15 protein-coding genes and 1 other annotated feature are annotated in these 22,108 nt (G+C 51.0%); all 15 genes read right to left on the reverse strand.

What is annotated here, in order from left to right:
- Positions 1–287 precede the first annotated feature (287 nt).
- The 15 genes from DCC85_RS17045 to speD all read right to left on the reverse strand — a co-directional run bounded on the left by DCC85_RS17045 (position 288) and on the right by speD (position 22,050).
- Positions 288–1,454 (reverse strand): SPOR domain-containing protein, encoded by a 1,167-nt coding sequence (locus tag DCC85_RS17045; protein ID WP_108466653.1) that lies wholly within the window; start codon positions 1,452–1,454, stop codon positions 288–290.
- Between the two features lie 88 nt (positions 1,455–1,542).
- Positions 1,543–4,848: a DEAD/DEAH box helicase gene (locus DCC85_RS17050; RefSeq protein WP_108466654.1), complete on the reverse strand. Its 3,306-nt coding sequence runs from the start codon at positions 4,846–4,848 to the stop codon at positions 1,543–1,545.
- 138 nt (positions 4,849–4,986) lie between these two features.
- Positions 4,987–6,306 carry a UDP-N-acetylmuramate--L-alanine ligase gene (gene murC / locus DCC85_RS17055; protein WP_234414481.1) on the reverse strand — a complete coding sequence of 440 codons (1,320 nt, stop codon included), beginning with the start codon at positions 6,304–6,306 and terminating at the stop codon, positions 4,987–4,989.
- A gap of 59 nt (positions 6,307–6,365) precedes the next feature.
- On the reverse strand, positions 6,366–7,739 hold the full coding sequence (locus tag DCC85_RS17060; RefSeq protein WP_108466656.1) for a bifunctional folylpolyglutamate synthase/dihydrofolate synthase: 1,374 nt from the start codon (positions 7,737–7,739) through the stop codon (positions 6,366–6,368).
- A gap of 100 nt (positions 7,740–7,839) precedes the next feature.
- Entirely contained in the window at positions 7,840–10,512 is a 2,673-nt protein-coding gene (locus DCC85_RS17065) for a valine--tRNA ligase (protein WP_108466657.1), read from the reverse strand.
- A 60-nt stretch (positions 10,513–10,572) separates the two neighbouring features.
- Positions 10,573–10,846, reverse strand: a binding site (T-box leader).
- A gap of 73 nt (positions 10,847–10,919) precedes the next feature.
- The gene (locus tag DCC85_RS17070) at positions 10,920–12,542 is read right to left on the reverse strand and encodes a LysM peptidoglycan-binding domain-containing protein (protein ID WP_108466658.1); all 1,623 of its coding nucleotides are present in this window, start codon (positions 12,540–12,542) and stop codon (positions 10,920–10,922) included.
- 141 nt (positions 12,543–12,683) lie between these two features.
- Positions 12,684–13,580, reverse strand: a complete 897-nt coding sequence (locus DCC85_RS17075; protein WP_325048391.1) for an RluA family pseudouridine synthase — start codon at positions 13,578–13,580, stop codon at positions 12,684–12,686.
- Positions 13,577–14,878: a glutamate-1-semialdehyde 2,1-aminomutase gene (hemL, locus tag DCC85_RS17080; protein WP_108466659.1), complete on the reverse strand. Its 1,302-nt coding sequence runs from the start codon at positions 14,876–14,878 to the stop codon at positions 13,577–13,579. The genes DCC85_RS17075 and hemL overlap by 4 nt, the downstream gene beginning before the upstream one ends.
- Before the next feature lie 70 nt (positions 14,879–14,948).
- A complete protein-coding gene (gene hemB / locus DCC85_RS17085) occupies positions 14,949–15,953 on the reverse strand; it encodes a porphobilinogen synthase (RefSeq protein WP_108466660.1) in 1,005 nt (334 codons plus the stop codon).
- Between the two features lie 77 nt (positions 15,954–16,030).
- Positions 16,031–17,575 carry a uroporphyrinogen-III C-methyltransferase gene (gene cobA, locus DCC85_RS17090; protein ID WP_108466661.1) on the reverse strand — a complete coding sequence of 515 codons (1,545 nt, stop codon included), beginning with the start codon at positions 17,573–17,575 and terminating at the stop codon, positions 16,031–16,033.
- Positions 17,576–17,579: 4 nt separating this feature from the next.
- Positions 17,580–18,530, reverse strand: a complete 951-nt coding sequence (gene hemC / locus DCC85_RS17095) for a hydroxymethylbilane synthase (protein ID WP_108467932.1) — start codon at positions 18,528–18,530, stop codon at positions 17,580–17,582.
- 5 nt (positions 18,531–18,535) lie between these two features.
- The gene (locus DCC85_RS17100; protein ID WP_108466662.1) at positions 18,536–19,174 is read right to left on the reverse strand and encodes a precorrin-2 dehydrogenase/sirohydrochlorin ferrochelatase family protein; all 639 of its coding nucleotides are present in this window, start codon (positions 19,172–19,174) and stop codon (positions 18,536–18,538) included.
- A gap of 4 nt (positions 19,175–19,178) precedes the next feature.
- Positions 19,179–20,006 (reverse strand): cytochrome c biogenesis protein CcsA, encoded by an 828-nt coding sequence (gene ccsA / locus DCC85_RS17105; RefSeq protein ID WP_234414217.1) that lies wholly within the window; start codon positions 20,004–20,006, stop codon positions 19,179–19,181.
- A 14-nt stretch (positions 20,007–20,020) separates the two neighbouring features.
- Complete coding sequence (gene hemA / locus DCC85_RS17110; protein ID WP_108466663.1) at positions 20,021–21,397, reverse strand: glutamyl-tRNA reductase; 1,377 nt, start codon at positions 21,395–21,397, stop codon at positions 20,021–20,023.
- Between the two features lie 254 nt (positions 21,398–21,651).
- On the reverse strand, positions 21,652–22,050 hold the full coding sequence (gene speD / locus DCC85_RS17115) for an adenosylmethionine decarboxylase (RefSeq protein ID WP_108466664.1): 399 nt from the start codon (positions 22,048–22,050) through the stop codon (positions 21,652–21,654).
- Positions 22,051–22,108 lie beyond the last annotated feature (58 nt).

The raw sequence follows: 22,108 nt of genomic DNA on the forward strand, positions 1-22,108 counted from the left end.
GTTCAAGCCATCCATGAATCATTAGCCAACCTAGCTGTGGACTTTTAATCCTGATTAATTGTTAGGTAAAAAGGTTTGAAACGATCAAATGCCAAAATAAAGGCCGCAGTCATAGCTCTTGCCATTCCTCGCCATTTTTTGACACCTCATTATTATAAGGTTAATTCAGCTTCAATACAAACAGAAATGCGGCACGGGAAACTATTTCCTGTCCCCCGTACCGCCTAGGTTAACAATTACACCACCGTAAAGCCGTTTTAGCTTCCTATCTGGCAAATTTAGATTCCTTATATCTCCAAGAATAGCTGCTGTTCTGCAAGCACAAAGCGCATAACGGACTCCTGTATTTCCCACAGGTGGGCCTTTGACCCATTCCTTTTAAACTGCTCTAGCGCCTCCATGGAGCTATTCATCTCCTGCTCCAAAGCCTCGGCAAGAACGGCTGCACTCGCACCGAACTTCCCTCTGATCTCCGCTGCCTCTTCCGTAAAACGCTCATGGCTGGCAGCTATCTTTTGAAGCAGTTCCGGCGAAGGAGCTTCCGGTGAATTTCTCATAAGCAGAGATGAAGAGATGGCGCTGAGCTGGTCGATCAGTTCACTGCTATTCTTCATAAACTGCTCAAGCTGAGCTTCATCTCCTTGAAAAGAAACTCTCGCCTGCTCGGGTAATGTTACCTCATGCAAAATCAGATTGACACCGTCAGCCTTCAGCTGACCGCTTAGCAGCTTCGCCTGTTCCCGATCGGTCGAAATCCCCGCATAAACACGCCTGGAATCTGTACGATCCGGAGCTGCTGCAATACCGGCCGCCTGAAGCTCCTTCTGAGCCTGCTCTACTCCTTGCGGATTGCTGAACACCCCATACTGTAAAAAATAATACGTTTGCTGGGGAAGCTGGACGGTTACTGAAGCTTCCTCGCTGATCCCGCCAAGCACAGGAACAGCCGCCTCCTTGTCTGCGGTTTGAGCAGACATGAAGCCCGGAAGAGGCAGCCCCACGTCTTGATTGAACAGGGAGAGGACAACGTATCCAAATAGGCACCCAGTGATGACTGCTCCCATAATCGAACCGGCAAGCTTCCAGCCGGAACCGCGGGTCGGAGGCTTGTAACGAAAGCCTTCATCCACTTTGCTCTCGAGCTCAGGATAAGTACCCAACTCCCAATCTCCAGAAGGAAGAGGCTCCTTGACAGACATACCCGCTGGCATTACGGCAATCCCCAGCCCTGCATGATTCTGAAAAGGGTCGCTCCAGTCCTCGTAGGGCAGCTGGACAGGGGATTCTTGTCTTGGTGTAACGCGGATTATGTCATGCTCTACCTCCGAATCGTCCCCCCCGTCAACCGGAAGGGCTATTACAGCATCCGAATGGAAAGGAGGCTTTTCCTCATCAACAGAACGGCGCACTGGCTCAGCCGTGTCGAACCGGAAGGTCATCTTGGCTTTATTCACGAACACACTCTCCTTGTCCCTTTATATTCTTTTAATAGCGTATGAAGGGATTGTCCGAGATATGCCCGTAAGACCGTATGAAGTTGAGCTAGCCTTCAGGTGAGATCATTAAAAGATCACGAATGTCCTGCTCCGACCATACTGCAAGCTCTGATTCTTCCGCATCTATCACTTCATGAATCAGATTTCTCTTCCTTTGCTGGAGCTCAAGCATCTTGTCCTCAATCGTTCCTTGGGCAATCAGCCGAATAATCTGAACTGTCCGTTTCTGGCCAAGCCTGTGCGCGCGTCCGGCCGCCTGCTCTTCCACCGCAGGATTCCACCATAGATCATACAGAACCACAGTGTCAGCTCCCGTTAAGTTAAGTCCTGTACCTCCTGCTTTCAATGAAATGAGGAAGATATCGTTCTCCCCATCGTTAAAGCGGCTGCATAGTTCTACTCGTTCCCGGGAGGGTGTCTGACCATCAAGATAGAAGGTCGGGATATTCCTTTGCGTCAGTTCTCCGCGGATCATTTGCAGCATTCCCGTGAATTGAGAGAAAATCAGCAGTCTTTTCCCGCTGGCCAGACACTCCTCTACAATCTCGCTCAATTGTTCCAGCTTGCCTGAGCTGCCTTGATAAGAGGCCTCGAACAGTGATGGGTGACAGCAAATTTGCCGCAGGCGCGTAATGCCAGCTAAAATCTTCATTCGGCTCTTCTGGAAGCCCTCGCTTTCCAGATCCTTGAGTGTCTGCTTTTTGAAGCTGCTCAAATAAGCCGCATACAGCTTCTTCTGCTCTGAAGTCAGCTCGGACTGACAAACCGTCTCGATTTTCTCCGGAAGTTCCCTGAGTACTTGGGATTTGAGCCGCCGCAAAATAAATGGGCGGACGAGTCTCGCAAGTGTATCTCTCGGCATATCCTTGAACGCCTGTCTGCCGGTAAACAAGCCTGGAAAAATCACATCAAAAATAGACCACAGCTCATCAAGCGAGTTCTCAATGGGCGTACCTGTTAATGCAAAGCGTCTGCCGGCTTGGATTCTCTTTACCGACATCGCCGTCTGTGTTGTATGATTTTTAAAAGCCTGAGCCTCATCAAGAATCATGGTGCTAAATTTCATGTTATCGTAAATATCGCTGTCTCTTCGCAAGGCAGGATATGAGGTAATGATAACATCCGCCTCGGCTGCCGCTTGATGGGTACGCTCCTGCTTACTGCCTGCTGCAACTCTGACCTGCAGCTCGGGAGCAAACTTCTTAAATTCGTTCTCCCAGTTATAAACCAGTGATGCCGGAGCCACAATCAGCACAGGTAATCTCCCGTCACCTGAAATCTCCTCGGTTTCCTCCCATTCAGAGACGATATAAGCGATGCTTTGCAAGGTCTTCCCAAGTCCCATATCATCTGCCAGAATACCGCCAAACCTGTACCGGGCCAATGTCTTAAGCCAGCGAAATCCCCGCTTCTGATAATCGCGAAGCACAGACGCTAGCCGCGCAGGCACTTCTGCCTCGGTCATATCGGGGTCGCGAACCTGCTCCAGGAAGCGGCGCAGCGACCTGCCAAGCCGAGGACCTCCATCACCAGATTCGGTCAGGAGCAACGAGCGTACAAGCGGAAGCGTAATGCGACCATGGCCAATATCGTTCTTGCTCACTCCAAGATCCTCCGCCATCCCGGCAAAGGTCTGAAATACTTTCCCCTCCAGGGAATAGAAGGCCCCGCTCTTCAAGCGATAGTATTTTCTACGCTCCAAGACTGAAAGCAGAATTTTCCGAATTTCGGCCTCTCCAATGCCATCCATAGAGAAGGTGATCTCAAGCCAGTTCAGTGAAGCATCAGCATCGGCCAATGTCTCGAAGCCCCCCGAATCCGGGTATACCCAATCCCTTACCGCAGTCGTAGCAAAGACCTCCGCCTTTCCCTCTAGCTGTGGCAAAAGATGAAATAACACATTGTAAATTTGCTCTTCCTGGTCCGTTACCCAAGCTGTCCCTCGAATCGGCAGCTTCAGCTCCTCAATGACGTTCAATACGTACTTCTCTCTGTCCATCTCGCGGATTAAGATTGAGGAATCTTGATTCTCCAGCTGCCGCTCTTGTGCCTCCAATGGAAGAATGATGATTCCGTCATAATGAAATTCCAACTTTAAGATCAATTCTTCATCCAGCCGATCCAGAAACAATTTGGCCGCAAGCTTAGGGCTAAGAATGCGGCTTTGTATTTCGGGGTCAAGACGCACCTGACCCAGAGCTCTAAGCTTGGGCAGCGCTTGCCTAATGAATTCATCCAGCTGTTGTGCGGCCATACTGAGCCTGCCGTCTAAGCCCCCGCGGTAGATCGTATCCTTTATTTCCGACAGCAGCTCTAATTGGCTCTGCTCCATCCTGAAGACGGTTCCCCTGGATATAGCACAACCATACTTGGGCATCAGAATCGTCTCTTCCAGTCCTTGAATCTGCAGGTAAAAATATGCATCCTGCCGCCCTAATTCATAAGAAACAGGCGGCGTTCCCTCGTATAAGGCAAGGCTTGCCGTAAAACCGCCCGGCTGTTCAATGGTTGCTCCAGCTGCAATTAAAGCAGGAAGCAGCTCGCCCCATGCCAGCGGAGGAATCGTCAGATATTTTTGCAGCCCCGAGCTACGCGAACCGGTCCTTAAGTTTCCGTCAGCCGCATAAATCTGCTCACTGGATAACACGCGGCATAACTGCTCTAGAACCTTCCTATCCTCAGGACCAAAGGTGTGCAGAGCAGGGTCATATTGAAACCGGGAGGAGAAAGGCAGGGCTCTCCCCTTCTCAGCATGCTCAAGAAATAGACGGATGTCTTGAACAACATAAGTCCGCTTGAGTCCTACCTTCACGGATACTGTGATTTTAGGGTTTGCATCGGAGTACAGCCCTTCCTCGACCGTACAAATCCATTCCACTTGCAACTTTTCTTGCCCGGTTTGCACATATACCCTCTCCCTTAAGGGCGGGCCTCCTGAACGCTTCGCTCCTTCAAATAGCCGGATCAATTCGTTCGCGGTACGTTCCTCCCTAGCGGAAAGCGGGTTCCCTTGATAGTGGGAATGACTTTCTGAAATGGAAAAGGTGCCTCTGACTCCTGAAATGCTAGGCTCCGGCTTCTCGTGAATCGCGATTAAAACTGCTGCGATATGCTCACAATACTGAAACTGCGCATGGTAAGCCGGACATTCGCATACAGCTTCCGGATGTCCTCCCTGATCAAGCTTCACTGTGACCCGGTAGCTTCTGCTTCCCTGAACAACCGCCTCATAATGGTTCGACATGTTCATGCTTAGATCCATGACCCGTCCTTGTCTGAAGTATTCCTTCCCAACTTTGAACGATTCCGTACCGCAAAGCGCCTCCACCGTCCATAATGAATATAATTCCATGACTTCTGTCCCTTCGCCCTCGGCTTTACTTATCCCATTATCTTATCATAAGTACATAGGGTTTAATCGCAGATAAAAAAGCAAAAGAGAACCGCTATAGCCGCGGCTCTCTCTATGATAAATCTTATTTCTTTTGGACTAACGAATTCGTTTGGCCAGCGTATCGCCAACCTTCCAAATATCTCCCGCCCCCATGGTCAGAACCATATCGCCTGGCTTCAGGCGATTCTCAAGATCTTCGATCACTTCTTGCTTAGTTGGAATATACCTAGCAGCCGGATTGCTATTCTCTTTAATCAACTCAACCAGCTTGGAAGAATGAATTCCCTCAATTTGCTTCTCTCCTGCCGGAGAATAAATATCCGTAATAATAACTTCGTCTGCATCCCCGAAGGCGCGGCTGAACGCGTCCAGCAAGAAAAAGGTTCGTGTATAGCGCTGAGGCTGGAATACAGCGATAATCCTTTTCCCTGTTGCCTTAGCCGCTACAATCGTCGCCTGAATCTCAGTAGGATGATGTGCATAATCATCAATAATCAGGATGTCCCGTGCTTCTCCAAGCACCTGGAATCTTCTCTTGGCACCATGGAATTGAGAAATAGCCCCAGCAATTTGCTCAAATGGAATTTCAGCTTCCAAACACACAATTACAGTCGCCATTGCATTATATACATTGTGCATTCCCGGTACGGAGAGCTCGATCGTTCCAAGGGATTTTCCAGCATGATTCATGGTAAAGGAGACCCGACGATCTCCAAGCACAATATTGCTGGCGGTATAATCACAGGCTTGCTCGATTCCATAGGTAACCACATTCCGGTTCACCTTAGGCAGCAGCTCACGCACTATAGCGTCATCCCCGCAAACCACGGCCTTTCCATCTGGCTTTACCTGATTCAGGAATTGTACATAAGCTTCCTTCAGACGCTCGAAATTTCCGTCGTAATTCTCCAGATGGTCAGCCTCAATGTTCGTCACGACCGCTAAGGCCGGATGATATTGCAAGAATGAGCCATCACTCTCATCCGCCTCAGCAACGACATACTTGCCTTGTCCCGCTTTGGCATTGGTTCCGATATTCATAATCTCGCCACCAATGATATAGGTCGGATCCGTTCCGGTCTCTTCCATAACAAGAGCAATCATCGAGGAGGTTGTGGTCTTACCGTGTGCTCCTGCTACAGCGACGCCGCTTCGCTCGTTCAGAAGTCTTGCAAGCATTTGAGAGCGGTGCAGCACAGGAATGCCCTGCGCCTGCGCTTCAACCCGCTCCACATTATCTTTAGGCAGTGCAGTAGAGTAGACAACCAGGTCTGCTCCATGCACTTGCTCTGCGGTATGTCCAATATATATCTTGGCGCCCTTGGCCGCCAGCTTCTCTGTTAATTCCTGCGAGGCTACATCCGAACCCGTTACAGTATAGCCCATCTCCAACATCACCCGGGCAATCGCGCTCATTCCATAACCGCCGATCCCGATGAAATGTACGTGTTCTAATGTTGTATTTGCCAATGTGTTCACCAGCCTTTTTCAGAATCGGTTTGATGTAATAGAGCAGCGCGCACGTCGGATATTAAATAGAGCGTGCCCGACACCACTCCAAGGTCTTCTTGTGTAGTCCGTAACCGAAGAAGCTCCAAAGCTTCTCTCCAGTCCGGCTCCACAATGAGTTCCAGAGTCGGCTTCGCCTTGGCTTCCCGCAGCTGCTGAACCAGCTCAGCCAAAGCCTCGGCGTCCATCTTACGACGGAAATCCGGCTCTGTTACAATAAGCGTATCCACTATTGGTAATATATGCTCCAGATATGCTCGATGATGCTTATTAGATAACATTCCCATCATCAAATTCAAATGACGGTAACGGTAAATCTCTGGAATGGAGCGAGCAAGCGTCTCTGCTCCTTCAGGGTTATGCGCGCCATCAAGCACAACGCGCGGATGGTCCTGCACCAATTCCAGCCTGCCTGCCCAAGCAGCCCCTTTAAATCCGTTCAAAATATCTTCATCTTCAAATACAAAAGCCATGTACTGCCTCAAAATTTCAAGCACCATCATGGCGCCAGCGGCATTCTTGCACTGGTGCTCACCCTGCAGTGTAATTTCAATGGGGAGCTCGCGGAACGGCCCCTTGAACAGAAACTGCTGTCCTGCTCCGTTAAGGCCAGTCCGTTCATAACTGAATTCCTCACCCAGCAGGTATAGCGTAGAAGATTTCGCAGCAGCGGTCTGCTTGAAGACCTGAATGGCTTCCGGCTGCTCTGCACAGCTGACGACAGGAACACCCGGCTTGATGATTCCTGCTTTCTCACTAGCAATCTGCTCTATGGTATCGCCCAAAATATCCGTATGGTCCATGCCAATATTGGTAATCAGGCAAACGATCGGAGTAACTATATTCGTTACATCCATCCTTCCCCCGAGCCCAGTTTCCCATACTACAACATCGGGGTAACATACCTCTGCATAGTAGAGGATAGCAAGCGCGGTGGATACCTCGAACATCGTTGGAGACCCCAGCTCTGTCCCTGTAATTTGCTCTACCAACGGGTATAGACGGTTAGACAGCCCTAGAAGCGTGTTCTCAGGGATGTCTTCCCCATTATATTGAAAACGGTTTGTAAACTTCGTAATATACGGTGACGTAAACGTCCCTACCGAATACCCTCCGCGAAGCAGCGTACTCGTTAGAAAAGCGCAGGATGAGCCCTTTCCGTTCGTTCCCGCTACATGAATAAACTTCAGCTTTCGATGCGGGTTGCCTAGCATCTCAAGCATTCGTTCAATGCGTTCTAGACCTGGGCGGATGCCAAACGGAATCAGTCCATTAATCCAGTCGACCGCTTCAGCATAGCTGCGCAGCGGCTGGGAATTACCTTCTTCGGTTGCCCCCATGATATATCACCCTTTTTCCCGTCCCTCCAGCTAAGCTAATTCTATCCTAGTAGAAGCCTCAGCCCGAGGGACGCTTCTCTCATCTACAGTTATTGTAGTTTTAGCCTTTTAACTCTTGAATTCTCGCCAGTACCTTATCGCGCTTCTGCGCATAGTCCACTTGCTTGGCGCGTTCTTCCTCAATCACCTTGGCCGGAGCCTTGGCAACAAAGCCTTCATTGGCCAGCTTTTTCTCCACGCGTTCAACTTCTTTATTTAAATGATCCAGTTCCTTCTCCAAACGAGCGATCTCCTGCGCAATATCAATGAGCCCCGAAAGCGGCAGATACAGCTCTGCCCCTGTAACTACAGCGGTCATAGCTTTATCCGGAGCCTCTGCGCTCAACGAGAAGCTGAATTCGGAAGTATTGCAGAAACGGCGTACGTAATGCTCATTCCGAGCGATAATATCTTCAAGCTCTGCTGAACCCGGCTTAAGAATGAGCTCAATTTTCTTGCTCATCGGCACGTTCACTTCAGCACGGATATTGCGGACAGAACGGATGATATCCATAAGCAGATTCATTTCCTGCACAGCTCCCTCTGCTTCAAACGCCGGGTCATATACCGGCCATTCGGCGAGTGTGATTGTCTCGCCCTGATGAGGGAGATGCTGCCAGATTTCTTCGGAAATAAACGGCATGAACGGATGGATCAGGCGCAGTGTTCGGTCCAGTACGTAAGCAAGCACAGACTGTGTCTTCGCTTTAGCCGCTTGGTCTTCCCCATAAAGGGAAAGCTTCGCAAACTCAATGTACCAGTCGCAGAGATCATCCCATATGAAGTTGTACAGGAGGCGTCCGGTCTCACCAAATTCGTAGGCATCCATCAGCCTTGTAATATCACGCGCTGTCTCATTCAAACGATGCAAAATCCAGCGGTCAGCTGTACTGAGCGTTCCGCTAATGTCGATCTCCTCCGCTTTAACACCTTCAAGATTCATCAAGGCAAATCGGGAAGCGTTCCAAATCTTGTTCGCAAAGTTACGCGCCTGTTCTACGCGCTCCCAGCGGAAACGCAGGTCCTGACCTGGCGTGCTGCTTGTAGAAATCATATAACGCATGGCATCCGTACCATACTTCTCGATAACTTCAAGCGGGTCCACACCATTCCCCAGCGACTTAGACATTTTACGCCCTTCACTGTCCCGAACCAGTCCGTGCATCAGCACGTCCTTGAACGGAATCTCGCCCGTAAATTCAAGTGCTGTAAAGATCATCCGGGCAACCCAGAAATAAATAATATCGTAACCGGTAACCAGCACATCGGTCGGATAATAGCGTTTGAGGTCTTCGCTCTCTGTATTTGGCCAGCCTAATGTAGAGAACGGCCAAAGTGCAGAGCTGAACCAAGTATCCAGAACGTCCTCATCCTGGCGGATATTGTCGGTACCGAGCTTGGCCCTCGCCTCTTCCTCCGAGCGGGCAACCACCACCTCGCCCGTTGCTTCCGAATACCAGGCCGGGATGCGATGACCCCACCACAGCTGACGGGAGATACACCAGTCACGGACATTCTCAATCCAGTGCAGATAAGTCTTCTCAAAGCGCTCAGGCACAAAGTTAACGCCTTTGCCGGATTTCTGAGCCTGAATCGCTGCATCAGCCAGCGGCTGCATCTTCACAAACCATTGTGTCGACAAATATGGCTCGACCACTGCTCCGGTTCTCTCACTGTGTCCTACCTGATGAACATGCTCCTCGATCCGGATCAGTACCCCAAGCTCCTTCAGTTCGGCAACAATCTGCTTGCGTGCATCACTGCGGTCAAGACCTTGGTATTTGCCGGCTTCTTCATTCATCGTGCCCGTCTCGTCCATCACCGTAATCTGCGGCAGATTATGACGAAGACCAAGCTCAAAGTCGTTCGGATCATGAGCAGGCGTAATCTTTACCGCACCGCTGCCGAATTCTTTATCAACATAATCATCGGCAACAATCGGAATTTCACGGCCGATAATCGGCAGAACCAGCGTCTTCCCAATCATGTCCGCATAGCGTTCGTCCTCCGGATGAACAGCTACCGCCGTATCTCCCAGCATCGTCTCCGGACGTGTTGTCGCGACTGTGATATGGCCGCTTCCATCCTTAAGCGGGTACTGCAAATGATACAGGTTACCATTGACTTCTTTATATTCAACTTCAATATCCGAAAGGGCTGTGCGTGCAGCCGGATCCCAGTTGATGATCCGCTTGCCCCGGTATATCAAGCCCTTCTCATACAGCTTAACGAATACTTCGCGTACCGCTTGAGACAGCCCTTCATCCAGCGTAAACCGCTCACGCGAATAATCCAGCGAGAAGCCCATCTTAGCCCATTGCTCATGGATTGTTTCAGCATACTGATCCTTCCATTCCCATACCTTCTCCAGAAATTTCTCGCGGCCCAGATCATAACGGGTAATTCCCTGTTCACGCAGGCGCTGTTCCACCTTAGTTTGCGTGGCAATGCCGGCATGGTCCGCACCAGGAAGCCAAAGCGCATCATAACCCTGCATTCGCTTAGCCCGAATAAGAATATCTTGAAGCGTGAAATCCAAGGCATGGCCGATGTGAAGCATCCCCGTTACATTCGGAGGCGGAATCACGATTGTAAAAGGCTTGGCATCTTTTCGCTGCCCTGCTTTAAAAAACTCTCCTTCCATCCAGTAGCGGTACCATTTCTGCTCAGCTGTCTTCGGATCGTATGTCGTCGGCATTTCCGACGAGGCGGTTTGTTGACGGTTCTCTTCCATTCCATTACCTCCAGGAACATTATCATCAATGATTTGTGAAAACAAAAAAAGCCCCACGTCTCAAAGGACGAAAGGCTCTATCTTTCGCGGTACCACCTTTGTTTCGCAAGGATCCTGTAAACCAATCGCGATAAAGAACGCGTAAGGGGCCAAGCGACACTCAATTGCAGGATAACGGCTGCATGCCGGCCCGTTCTAACCGATGATATTACGGGTTCAAACGGGCGACTTCCGGGCGACTTCGGAGAGCTGCATCCTACGGAATTTCCCAGCGCTACAATTCCGCTCTCTGTAAGGGCTATGCCTACCTACTCTTCCCGTTCATCGTCTTTGACTATAGTACATAATAACTTTCTTACCGCATATAGTCAATGCCGACAAACAAGAACCCACAGCTGCCCCTTCGCTTAAGGGATGTACAGAACTTGGCCCTCCGATAAGTTTTGCTCAGTCAGACGATTATGAAGCAGCAGCTCCCGAGGGCTTAAGCGGTAACGCTCCGCGATTTCATCGATGGTCTCTTCGCGCTGAACAATAACCAGACGCACCTTGCGGAACGGTGTCTGTTCAGACATTTTAGTCAGGAATGCCTGCTTCCAGCCCGGATCCTCGGCTTCAATGAGTGCACTGCCTTCAGGAGGAACAAGATCTTCATCAGGACGGGGATCTTCGATGGCGGATGAAGGTTTGCCGGCTCCTGTATGAAGAAGTTGGCTCAGAGCGGCGCTGTCTGTCCGTTCTGCCGAAGAGGACTCCTTCTTGCTGCCAAGCGCTATTTTCATTTCCTGCGGCTTGTCGGCCTCAGGTGCTTCTTCAGTCTCCAACTCGCTAACAGGCGCCGCACTTACAGGAACTTCTTCCCCTGACGGCTGGGCAGATTCCACATTCGCTGCAGCATCTGTATTTCCCGCAATTCCTGCAGTTTCTTCCACTGGAGACTCTTCTGCCTTCGGAGCTAGAGTTTCAGCAGCATCCGCCTGGGCTTTAGTCTCCTTGGGTACAGATTTGCTTTTGAAGAGAGTCCGCTCTGTCTCAGCTTGCTTGGATATCAAGCTATCCTCCGAATTCGCCGCTGGTGCTCTATCTGGCTTTGACTCCAGGTTTGCCTTCAGCGTCGGCTCCGGTTTTGACTCCGGTTTCAGCTTCGGCTGCGACTCCAGCTTCACCTCTGTCTGGAATTCTTCGGATTCATGCGGCTGCTCTGTACGCCATACGGGCTTAGGTACAGCACGAACAGGCTCATTCTCAAACCAAGAGTCGGCAGACAGCTCATCTGCAGGAGGCTGGGCCGTTTCCAGGCTAAGGTTCTCCTCGGCCTTTTCAGACTCCCTTCCAGCCGGTACAATGATCGGGTCGATCTGCTGAGCGGCCGTGTCTAAGAGATCTTGTCCTAATTCACTAGGAAGGTCCTGTTCTTCCACGCCAGAAGAGTTAGTACTCGAAGTCCACACCCTCTGCTCTGCCCAAAAATCAGCATTCTCCACCTGTTCCACCGCTTCACTTCCAGGATCAGCAGCAAATACAGGCTCTTCCTCTTCTTGTTCTTCTTGCACAGAGCTAACCGGTTCAGCTAGTTCGGTAAAATCCGTCTCCTCCGCAAGCTCTTGCTGCTCTCCAGAATAAGCCGCAGTATATTCACGGTTGCTCCAATCATGCGCTGACTGTGTATAAGCTGCCGTCTCAATGCCCTGCAAGGAAAGAACCCCGGTAACGTTCAGACTGCGGGGATTTAGTAAATCGACATCAAAATTCTCAATCTCAACGGCGATATCCTCTACCCGATTCACGCGGTTTAAGGGTACGGTAATCTCCACAGGAATCAAGTGAGACAATTCGCGGGTCTCTCCCTCCCCGCGGTATAAGCCTGTCAGCAGCAAATGGCCGCGCATTGTAGCATAATCATTTCCCGGCACTACCTGAATTCGAGGGTAAAGCTCAATCTCTTCCAATTCCTCAATTCCGATCTCTTCGTCCGATAAATGGACGCGCTCATAAATATCAAATCGCAATCCATAAGATTGATCAGCCAAGGACGTCTTCCTCCTTTCAGCATATCCAAAACGGGATGCTCGCTCATAACTCACGGAATATGAACCAAATCATCGCTCGTTTTTATCTATATGCTGCAAAAGGAAGCACATGCCTAACTTTTGTCCGCGAGGCGATCACTTCTATCGCTTTAACTGATCATGCAGCTCACAAATGACCGGCGGCCAAGGATCGTTCACGCTGATGAACTCTCCGGTGAGCGGATGTACAAACTCCAGAGCTTCTCCGTGGAGCGCCTGATAACGAATCCGCTTGGGATCGCCGCCATACAATTCGTCACCCAGCAGCGGGTGGCCAATATGACTCATATGCACCCGAATTTGATGGGTACGCCCCGTCTCGAGCTGCAGGCGGACCAAGCTGGCGCCACGAAGCACTTCCAGGCACTCCAGATGGGTCACAGCCGGCTTTCCGGTAGGGCTTACTCTGCGGCGCTTGGGATGATGCCTGTCTCGCCCGATCGGAGCATCAATGGTCATGCGCCCAAGCTTCATCTCTCCTTGGGCTATAGCGATATAGACGCGATGAATTTCCTTCCTCGCCATGGCGCTGTCCAGCTTAAGCTGCGCGAATTCGTTCTTTGCGTACAGCACAGGGCCGGACGTATATTCATCTAAGCGATGAATATGCCGCACAGCCGCCTGCTCACCGCTGGCCGCATAATGGGCCGCCACTGCATGTGCCAGTGTTGGCTTGCGCTCTTCGCCATCCGGATGAACCTTGCAGCCGGCCGGTTTATGTACAACGAGGCAGAAATCGTCCTCGTAAAGCACAAGCGGCGGATCACTGATCGCCGCAAAGCCGGGTTCCCGCGGCAGAAACATCCGCAGCCGGAGACGATCCCCGGCAAGGCGGATGCCCCCTGCCTCATGCAGCTGCTGCAGTAATTTTGGCGGGAACGCAAGACTTGATTGCAGCCACTGCGATGCGGCAGCCAAAGGATCGGGAGCACCTTTGACCGCCTTACCTGGCATCAGCTCAAGCCATTCGCCTCTTCGCTTATAGCTGATCCTGCTCACAGAGCCGCGAGCGCACGGCGCTGCGCCTCAATGGTCGCATCGATATCCTCGGTGGTATGAACACCGGAGACAAACATCCCCTCGAATTGGGACGGAGCTACGCTCACTCCTTCATTCACCATGGCAGCAAAATAGCGGCGGAACAGATCCAAATCACTCGTTCTAGCCGTCTCAAAGTTCACAACCGGTCCTTCCGTAAAGAAAGGGCATACCATGGAGCCGACGCGGTTAACCGTACAAGGAATTCCCTTTTCCTTCGCGTTCTGCTCAAACCCAGCCTGCAATCGTGCTGACAGCTGCTCCAGACGCTCATATACTTCCGGAGTAAGCAGTGAGAGCGTAGTGAATCCGGCCGTCATCGCCAGCGGATTTCCGCTCAAGGTTCCCGCCTGGTAAATAGGGCCTGTAGGTGCAATTTGTTCCATGATCTCTCTCTTGCCGCCATAAGCTCCAACAGGAAGGCCGCCGCCGATAACTTTTCCAAGACAAGTCAAATCAGGCGTTACCGCGAACCGGCCCTGCGCGCAGTTCAAGTCGACCCGGAAACCGGTCATCACTTCATCAAAAATCAGCACGCTGCCGTATTCTGTAGTCAAACGGCGCAGCCCTTCCAAAAATCCCGGCAATGGGGGAACGACTCCCATGTTGCCTGCAACAGGCTCGACAATAACACCTGCAATCTCCTCTCCAAAACGCTCAAAGGCAAGTTCAGCCGAAGCTATATCATTATAAGGGACGGCAATCGTGTTAGCTGCTACCCCCTCCGGCACCCCAGGGCTATCAGGCAGTCCTAATGTAGCGACCCCTGAGCCGGCCTTAATCAACAGGCTGTCTGCATGTCCGTGATAAGACCCTTCAAATTTCAGGATTTTGCTGCGTCCCGTGTAGCCACGCGCCAGACGGATTGCACTCATCGTAGCTTCTGTACCCGAATTGACCATACGCACAATGTCAATGGAAGGGACGCGTTCAGCCACAAGCTTGGCCATCGCAGTCTCCAGCAGAGTGGGCGCGCCAAAGCTCGTCCCCTTAGCAGCAGCCTCCTGCAGTGCCTTGACCACTTCTGGATGGGCATGGCCCATAATCAGAGGACCCCAAGAAGCCACGTAATCAATAAATGTGTTGCCATCAATATCGTAGACTCTTGAGCCTACTCCATGATCTATGTAAAGCGGAGTCAACCCTACCGATTTGAAGGCGCGAACAGGGCTGTTCACACCACCCGGAATATACTGCTTAGCTTCTTCAAATGCCTGCTTGGACCGTTCTTCACGGCGTCTATTATTCATCTCATTCATCTTGAGGACACGCTCCCATCTATCATTTTTAAAGCCGGGACTCTATAAGCCCCGGCCTTTCATTTCTAAATTAATTACCCTCTCGCAGCCAGCGTGCCATATCCTTGGCGAAATAAGTAATGATGATATCCGCCCCGGCCCGCTTCATTCCAAGGAGAGATTCTGTAACAATGGCCTGCTCGTTAATCCAGCCTTGCTGGGCAGCCGCTTTGACCATCGAGTATTCCCCGCTGACATTGTATGCAACGAGTGGAAGGTCAAACTCCTGCCGAAGTAGTCGAATCACGTCCATGAAGGCGAGCGCCGGCTTAACCATCAGCATGTCCGCGCCTTCTTCTACATCGCTCTGTGCTTCGCGGAGCGCTTCACGTACATTGGCCGGGTCCATCTGGTAGGACTTCCGGTCGCCAAACTGCGGAGCCGAATCCGCAGCTTCCCGGAAAGGACCGTAGAATGCAGAAGCATATTTTACAGAATAAGACATGATTGGAATATGAGCATACCCCGCCTCATCTAGCCCATGGCGAATAGCCTGAACAAAACCGTCCATCATATTGGACGGAGCGATAATATCCGCGCCTGCCCTTGCCTGGGATACTGCCGTGCGGGCTAATAGCTCCAGCGATTCGTCATTCAGCACATCTCCGTGCAGATGACCTTCATGCTCAAACGTATGAACCATCCCGCAATGGCCATGATCCGTAAATTCACATAGACAGGTGTCCGCTACCACAAGAAGCTCAGGATACAGCGATTTAATCTTGCGGGTTGCAGCCTGCACGATCCCATTCTCGTCAAAAGCCGATGAGCCTACCGCATCCTTGGTCTCAGGAATTCCGAACAGCAGGACTGATTTGATTCCTAAGTCAACGATTTCCTTCAATTCCTCTTCCAGCGTGTCTAGAGAGAAATGATATACCCCTGGCATCGAGGGAATTTCACGCTTAATTCCTGTACCGTAGGTTACAAAAATCGGTTGAATGAAGTCATCTACATTCAGCACCGTCTCGCGCACTAAGCTGCGCATGCCAGCACTTTGCCGCAAGCGGCGGTGACGAACAATTGGAAAAGCCATATCAATACATCTCCTTATATAATAGGCACTGTCTTATAGAGAAGTGCTATTTGAAATCCATTTTAAACTTATGATGTCTAGGTTCGTGTCCGGGCGTTCCAAGCACATAATTCATCGATCAGGCTGTCGATAGTTGCTTCCTTAGCCAACATAGTGACCTGCAATCCTGCCTCTTCAGCCGTCTTGGCCGTAACCGGACCGATGCAGGCAATCTCGATCTGAGACAGCGCCTCTACCGGATCGCTTAATCCCATTCTCCTGAGAATATCCAGCAGATAATGAACCGTGGACGAGCTGGTAAAGGTTATCGCATGAATACCGCCCTCTTCCAGCAGCTTCAGCAGCTCAACATCGTCCTCCCCGGTTGCCACCGTCTCATAGAGTAACGCTTCTGTGACGGAAACGCCTAGTTCGGTCAGCTTCTCCCGCAGCCAGCTTCTTGCCAAGTTCCCATGCGGCAGCAGAACCTTTTGTTCCGGCTTAAGCTCCCCAGCAAAGGCCTCAAATACCCCTTCCGCCTGGTAGCGCTCAGGCAGGCTTTCCGCAATGATTCCCCGCTGAGCCAGCGCCTTAGAGGTTGCAGGGCCTACAGCAGCGACGCGCGCTTTATACAGCCCTCTGATATCCTTCCCTAACTTCTCCAGCTGGACAAAGAAATAGTCTACCGCATTGACGCTGGTAAAGAACACCCAATCATAGGCCTCCAGTTGGCTCAAAGCTTCGCTAGTATCGGACAATACCCCAGCATCCGCTGGCGTGCGCGTCTCAATCACAGGGAATTCATAGGGCTCGCCTCCAAGGTCTTCAATGCGGCGGACCATATCACTCGCCTGTGCCCGCGCCCTTGTCACAAGAATCCGCTTGCCGAAGAGAGGCATCACCTCGGCCCATTTCAGCTTATCCCGCTGCTCTACAGCCTCCCCAACCACGATAACGGCCGGAGACTGAAAATTTGCAGCCTTCACCTTGGCTTCAATATCCTCAAGCGTACCGACCAAGGTCTCTTGCTCTGCACGAGTTCCCCAGCGAATAAGAGCTACTGGCGTCTGAGGAGAACGCCCATGCTCGATGAGCTGGCAGCTGATGTAACCGATCTTGGCCACGCCCATCATGAAGATGAGTGTACCTGTTGCTTGGGTTACCTTATCCCATTTAATAGATACATCCAGCTTATCCTGATGCTCATGCCCTGTAATAATGGAGAGAGATGAGGCAATATCCCGATGAGTTACAGGAATTCCCGCATAGGCGGGAACAGATATAGCCGCAGTAATGCCTGGCACTATTTCATAAGGAATCCCATGCTGGCGAAGCAGTTCAGCCTCTTCGCCAACCCGGCCAAAGATGGTAGGATCTCCGCCTTTCAAGCGTACTACCGTCTTGCCTTGAAGAGCCAGATCAACCAGCAGCTGATTGATGTCCTCCTGCTTCATCGTATGCCGATCCGGGAGCTTGCCTACATAGATCTTCTCAGCTCCCTGCTTGGCCTCCTTCAGCAGGCGCGGATTCGCCAGCCGATCATACACCACTGCATCTGCAAGACGAAGACAATCCAGCCCTTTCACCGTGATCAACCGTGCATCCCCTGGACCAGCTCCGACTAAGTATACCTTTCCCGCCATTACCTCATCCCCTAACTTCTGCTAATATCTCTCCTGCACCCTGAGCCATCAGCCGTTCTGCCACCATTTGACCCAGCTTCTGCGGGTCAGATCCGACAGCAGACTCCTTCAGAATGGTCTTGCCGTCAGGTGATCCGACCATGCCTGTAAGACGCAGCATAGCTCCTTCAGACGGCTGAGCGTCGGCCTGAAGATGTTCGGCATAAGCACCGATCGGAACCTGGCACCCTCCATTGAGGACGCCGAGAAATTCACGTTCTGCGGCAACAGATAGCGCTGTCGAACGGTCATTATAGAGGGACAGCAGGTGCCGAACCTCTGCGTCATTCTCCCGGCATTCAATGCCGAGCGCCCCTTGTCCTACAGCCGGGAGACATACGTCCACCGGCAGGAAGGAGCTGATCCGATCCTGCCAGCCCATCCGGTATAACCCTGCGGCTGCCAGGATAATAGCATCGAACCCTTCTGTCTCAAGCTTGCGAAGACGGGAATCTATATTTCCCCGCACAGGCTCCAGGATAAGATCGGGGCGGTATGCCTTAAGCTGACTGGCACGGCGCAAGCTGCTGGTCCCCACCTTGGCGCCTTCTCTTAGTTCATCTATACTCTGACAGCCAAGGGAAATGAGTGCATCCCGCGGATCTACCCGCCGCGGAACGGCTCCATTGATTAAGCCATCCGGAAGCCAAGCAGGCATGTCCTTCATGCTGTGAACGGCCAGGTCAATCTCCCCGTCAAGCATCGCTTGTTCGATCTCCTTCACGAACAACCCCTTCCCTCCAACCTTAGAGAGGGTCACGTCGAGGATTTGATCTCCGCGGGTAACGATCTTGCGAGTCTCAAACCGCAGCGGCAGCTGCTTCTCTGCACAAATCCGTTCAAGGGCCTCGATGACCTGCCCAGTCTGTGTTAGCGCCAATTGGCTTTGTCTGGTTCCTACAACTATTGTACGCATCATGCTCATCCTTTCGTCATCCAGCGGTCAATCTCTTCCTCGCCCCAATCGCGGAGACTGCCATCACGAACTCGTTCTAGCCACTGTGCTTCCGTTAGAGAGTGAAGGAGGCGGGCCTTTTGGACCCGGTCCGTGACCTTATCTTTCACTCGGCTTCTTACTCTTTTTATAAACGCCAGGTATTCCTCATACTCTTCTCCATAGCGTTCCTTCAAATCTTCAGTAATCCTGACAGCTGCCGCAGGCCCCGCACCGGAGGTGGACACGGATATTACAAGATCACCACGGCGAAGCACACTCGGTGTAATGAAATTTCCGCTCTGCGCTCTGCTAGCAACGTTTACAGGAACGGCGTGTTTCTTGGCCTCGGCAGCAACCATTTCGTTCACCTCAGGGTTGTCTGTTGCTGCGAAGGCTAGTCCTGCTTCCGCCAAATCACCGTTCCGATATTCCCTTGACAGCCATGTTATCTTGTTCTCTTGGGCTGCTTGATGGAGCACGGGGCCAAGCGCTGGGCTAATCACGATAAGGTCAGCCCCTGCCTCCCACAAAGGTTCCGCTTTTCGGGCAGCCACCCCGCCGCCGCCAACAATAACCGCTTTGACTCCCTCAACATTCAGCATGATGGGAATAAAGTTCGTCAAAGGCTCACCTCCAGTTCCAACTGTGAAAAGCAGACCAGGAATTCATCAAAAAGTTGATAATAAGTACCGCATACCCCACAAGCGCCCATTGCGCCATCCGAACGCCGGTATAACGCTTATAATGCCTTCCCAGAAAATAGAGCAAATAAACCCCCAAGGCGGCAATGGTAATCCCAACCTTCAAATCCGCCAGCGTCTCCCAGCTGCCTTCTGTAGCAATAACGGCCCCTGCAATCAGCAAAGAGACGGATAATAGAGAGGTCCCCCACATCATCGACAGTGGAATGTAATGATCCAAGGTTTCGAGACTCGGCAGTCGGCGGATCGTATCGCTCCACTTCTTAACCTTTAGCCTGCGGTGCAAATAAAGGTACAATCCCGCAAATACAGCAGCTAGCGAAAGCGCCGCAAAGCTGATTCCCGCAAGTGCTACATGCAGTACAAGGAGGCCATGAACGGTATAGCCGTGAATGAGCGGATAATCTTGGTCTGAGAAGCTAAGACGGTTCACCATCATAATGAGAAGTCCGATCACATTAACCAGAGCGGCAGCCAGCTCCGACTTTTGAAAAAAAGTCATGACCAGCGCAGCTCCTCCCAGGCTGAAGCTCACTAGCAACAAATAATCGTAAGGGGAGAAGAGAGCTTCTACCCCATCCTTCCAAAAACGAAGGCAGAATCCAGCCAGCTGCAGCAGGAGCACACATGCAAGAAGCCCTGCTCCCACCCGCTTCGCTCCCGGATTGCGTCTCATGCAATTCGAGAAATAAAACAGAAGGCTCAGGGCATATATATAGATCATTGCATCATCAATCAGATCAAGAAGCGTCAAGGCCTTTCACCGCCTTACATAGACATCTGTGCCAAAGGAAAAGAAAGCTTCTCCGGCGACGGGGATTTGCTGCTTTGAGCTTCACGGGCCTCTGAAGCAGACTTCTGCTCAGATCCAGCTTCAAGCTGTTCTTCCAGCGCAAAGATTTGAGTGAACATCTCAAGCGCTTCTGCACCATTCTTCTCCCCGGCCATTTCTTTAATTCGGTTGATAGGATCATGCATCATTTGGTTAACGATGCTCCGTGTAAGACGGCGTATAACCGTACGCTGCCGCTCGTCCAGTTCAGGAAGCTTGTTGAACATGCTCTCTAGTGTGTCTTCATGAATTGTAGTTGCCTTCTCCTGAAGCGCGCGAATCACTGGACGGACTCCCAGAGTCTGCAGCCAGTTCGCAAAAGCCGCCATTTCCTCACTGATCATAGCATCAATCTTCTCAGCTTCCATACGTCGCATCTCCAGATTACTCTCGACAATGCCTTCCATATCGTCAATATCGTATAGAAATACATTTTGAAGCTGAGCGATCATCGGATCCAAATCCCGAGGAACCGCGATGTCTATCATGAATAGAGGACGCGAAGGGCGCTTCTTCATACACTGAGCAACGTCTGCGGCCTGAATGACATAGCCTTCCGCACCGGTTGAACTGATCAGAATATCCATCTCAGCGAGTCTGCTTACCGCATCTGTAATCGTGCATGGCGTTCCGTTAAACTTCTTGGCGAGCTCTTCAGCACGAGCTAAAGTCCGATTAGCCACAATGATTTCCTTCGCTCCATTGGCATGCAGATGCTTCGCTGTCAGCTCACTCATCTTCCCTGCCCCAAGAATCAATACCTTCTTACCGACAAAGCTTCCGAAGATTCGCTTACCTAGTTCTACGGCAGCATAGCTCACGGATACAGCACTCTCTCCAATGGAGGTTTCAGAATGAGCTCGCTTGCTGAGCGTTACAGCTTGCTTGAACAACATGTTGAACCAGGTTCCTGTCGCCTTCTCCTGTTGAGCCTGCAAGAAGGCATGCTTCACCTGACCCAATATTTGAGTCTCTCCAAGGACCATTGAATCCAGCCCGCAAGCCACCTTGAATAGATGGCGGATTGCCTGATCATCCTCATATATATATAAATGCTGGGTAAATTCCTCACGCGGAACCCCAAACCATTGCTCCATAAAGCTACGAATATGGTATCCACACATAGGCAGACGATCAACTACTACGTACAGTTCTGTACGGTTGCATGTTGCTAGCAAGACCCCCTCCAATACACCCTTGGTGCGTTTCAACTCCGCCAGCGCTCTTGGCATATCCTGCTCTGCAAGTGAAAATCGTTCTCTTATCTCTACTGGCGCTGTACGATAGTTCAACCCGACGACTACGATGTGCATTGTAAAGTTCACCTGCCTTCTATGAATTAACAAACTTAAAATCTAATCACAAACTATGTTAAGTATATCACATAAGAAAAGCATAACTCGGTCGTTTTTATGAAATGTTTATGAAGAAACCAATAACGGAGATAGACTACACATATAGCATTTACAATTATGAAAACAAATAACCATGGAATTCCTCCATGGTTATTTTCTAATGATCTCTTCCGGGTTTATCCTTCAGAAACAATGTTCGTATTATATTACGCTTATACCAGCTCTGCTTGAGTCATAGTTGGTGACTCAACCGTCATCTCACCCAAACCGCGAATCAACTTCTTGGCATAAGTTCTTTCCGGCTTCAATACGGACACCAGGTAATCGATAGCAAGCTGCGGATCAACTGTTTCTCCACAGGTGTAGCAATCAATAGCCGCAAACCCTCTCTCAGGATAAGTATGAATCGAGAGATGGCTCTCAGACAGCATAACAAGGACCGTAGCCCCTTGTGGCTCGAACTGCTTGGATTGAACAGACAATACCGTAGCTCCGCATGATTCGGCAGCTTCCACCAAATGAGCTTGCAAGAGTTCAGCGTTGTTCAGTACCTCAAAATCGACTCCCCAAGTATCAACAGCAACGTGTCTTCCGAAAGTTGAATATTCCACCTTCCGGTTCCCCCTTCCTAGGAATAAAATGTTTGAAAAATTTCATCCGCTAGGACCT

It is taken from the genome of Paenibacillus sp. CAA11 (assembly GCF_003060825.1).
GTDB lineage: Bacteria > Bacillota > Bacilli > Paenibacillales > Paenibacillaceae > Fontibacillus.

Coding starts and splice junctions, on each gene's coding strand:
- DCC85_RS17050 (WP_108466654.1), bottom strand. CDS start 4,848: ATGGAATTATATTCATTATGGACGGTGGAGGCGCTTTGCGGTACGGAA.
- murC (WP_234414481.1), bottom strand. CDS start 6,306: ATGAGCGCGATTGCCCGGGTGATGTTGGAGATGGGCTATACTGTAACG.
- DCC85_RS17060 (WP_108466656.1), bottom strand. CDS start 7,739: ATGGGGGCAACCGAAGAAGGTAATTCCCAGCCGCTGCGCAGCTATGCT.
- DCC85_RS17065 (WP_108466657.1), bottom strand. CDS start 10,512: ATGGAAGAGAACCGTCAACAAACCGCCTCGTCGGAAATGCCGACGACA.
- hemL (WP_108466659.1), bottom strand. CDS start 14,878: ATGAATGAGATGAATAATAGACGCCGTGAAGAACGGTCCAAGCAGGCA.
- hemB (WP_108466660.1), bottom strand. CDS start 15,953: ATGGCTTTTCCAATTGTTCGTCACCGCCGCTTGCGGCAAAGTGCTGGC.
- cobA (WP_108466661.1), bottom strand. CDS start 17,575: ATGGCGGGAAAGGTATACTTAGTCGGAGCTGGTCCAGGGGATGCACGG.
- hemC (WP_108467932.1), bottom strand. CDS start 18,530: ATGCGTACAATAGTTGTAGGAACCAGACAAAGCCAATTGGCGCTAACA.
- hemA (WP_108466663.1), bottom strand. CDS start 21,397: ATGCACATCGTAGTCGTCGGGTTGAACTATCGTACAGCGCCAGTAGAG.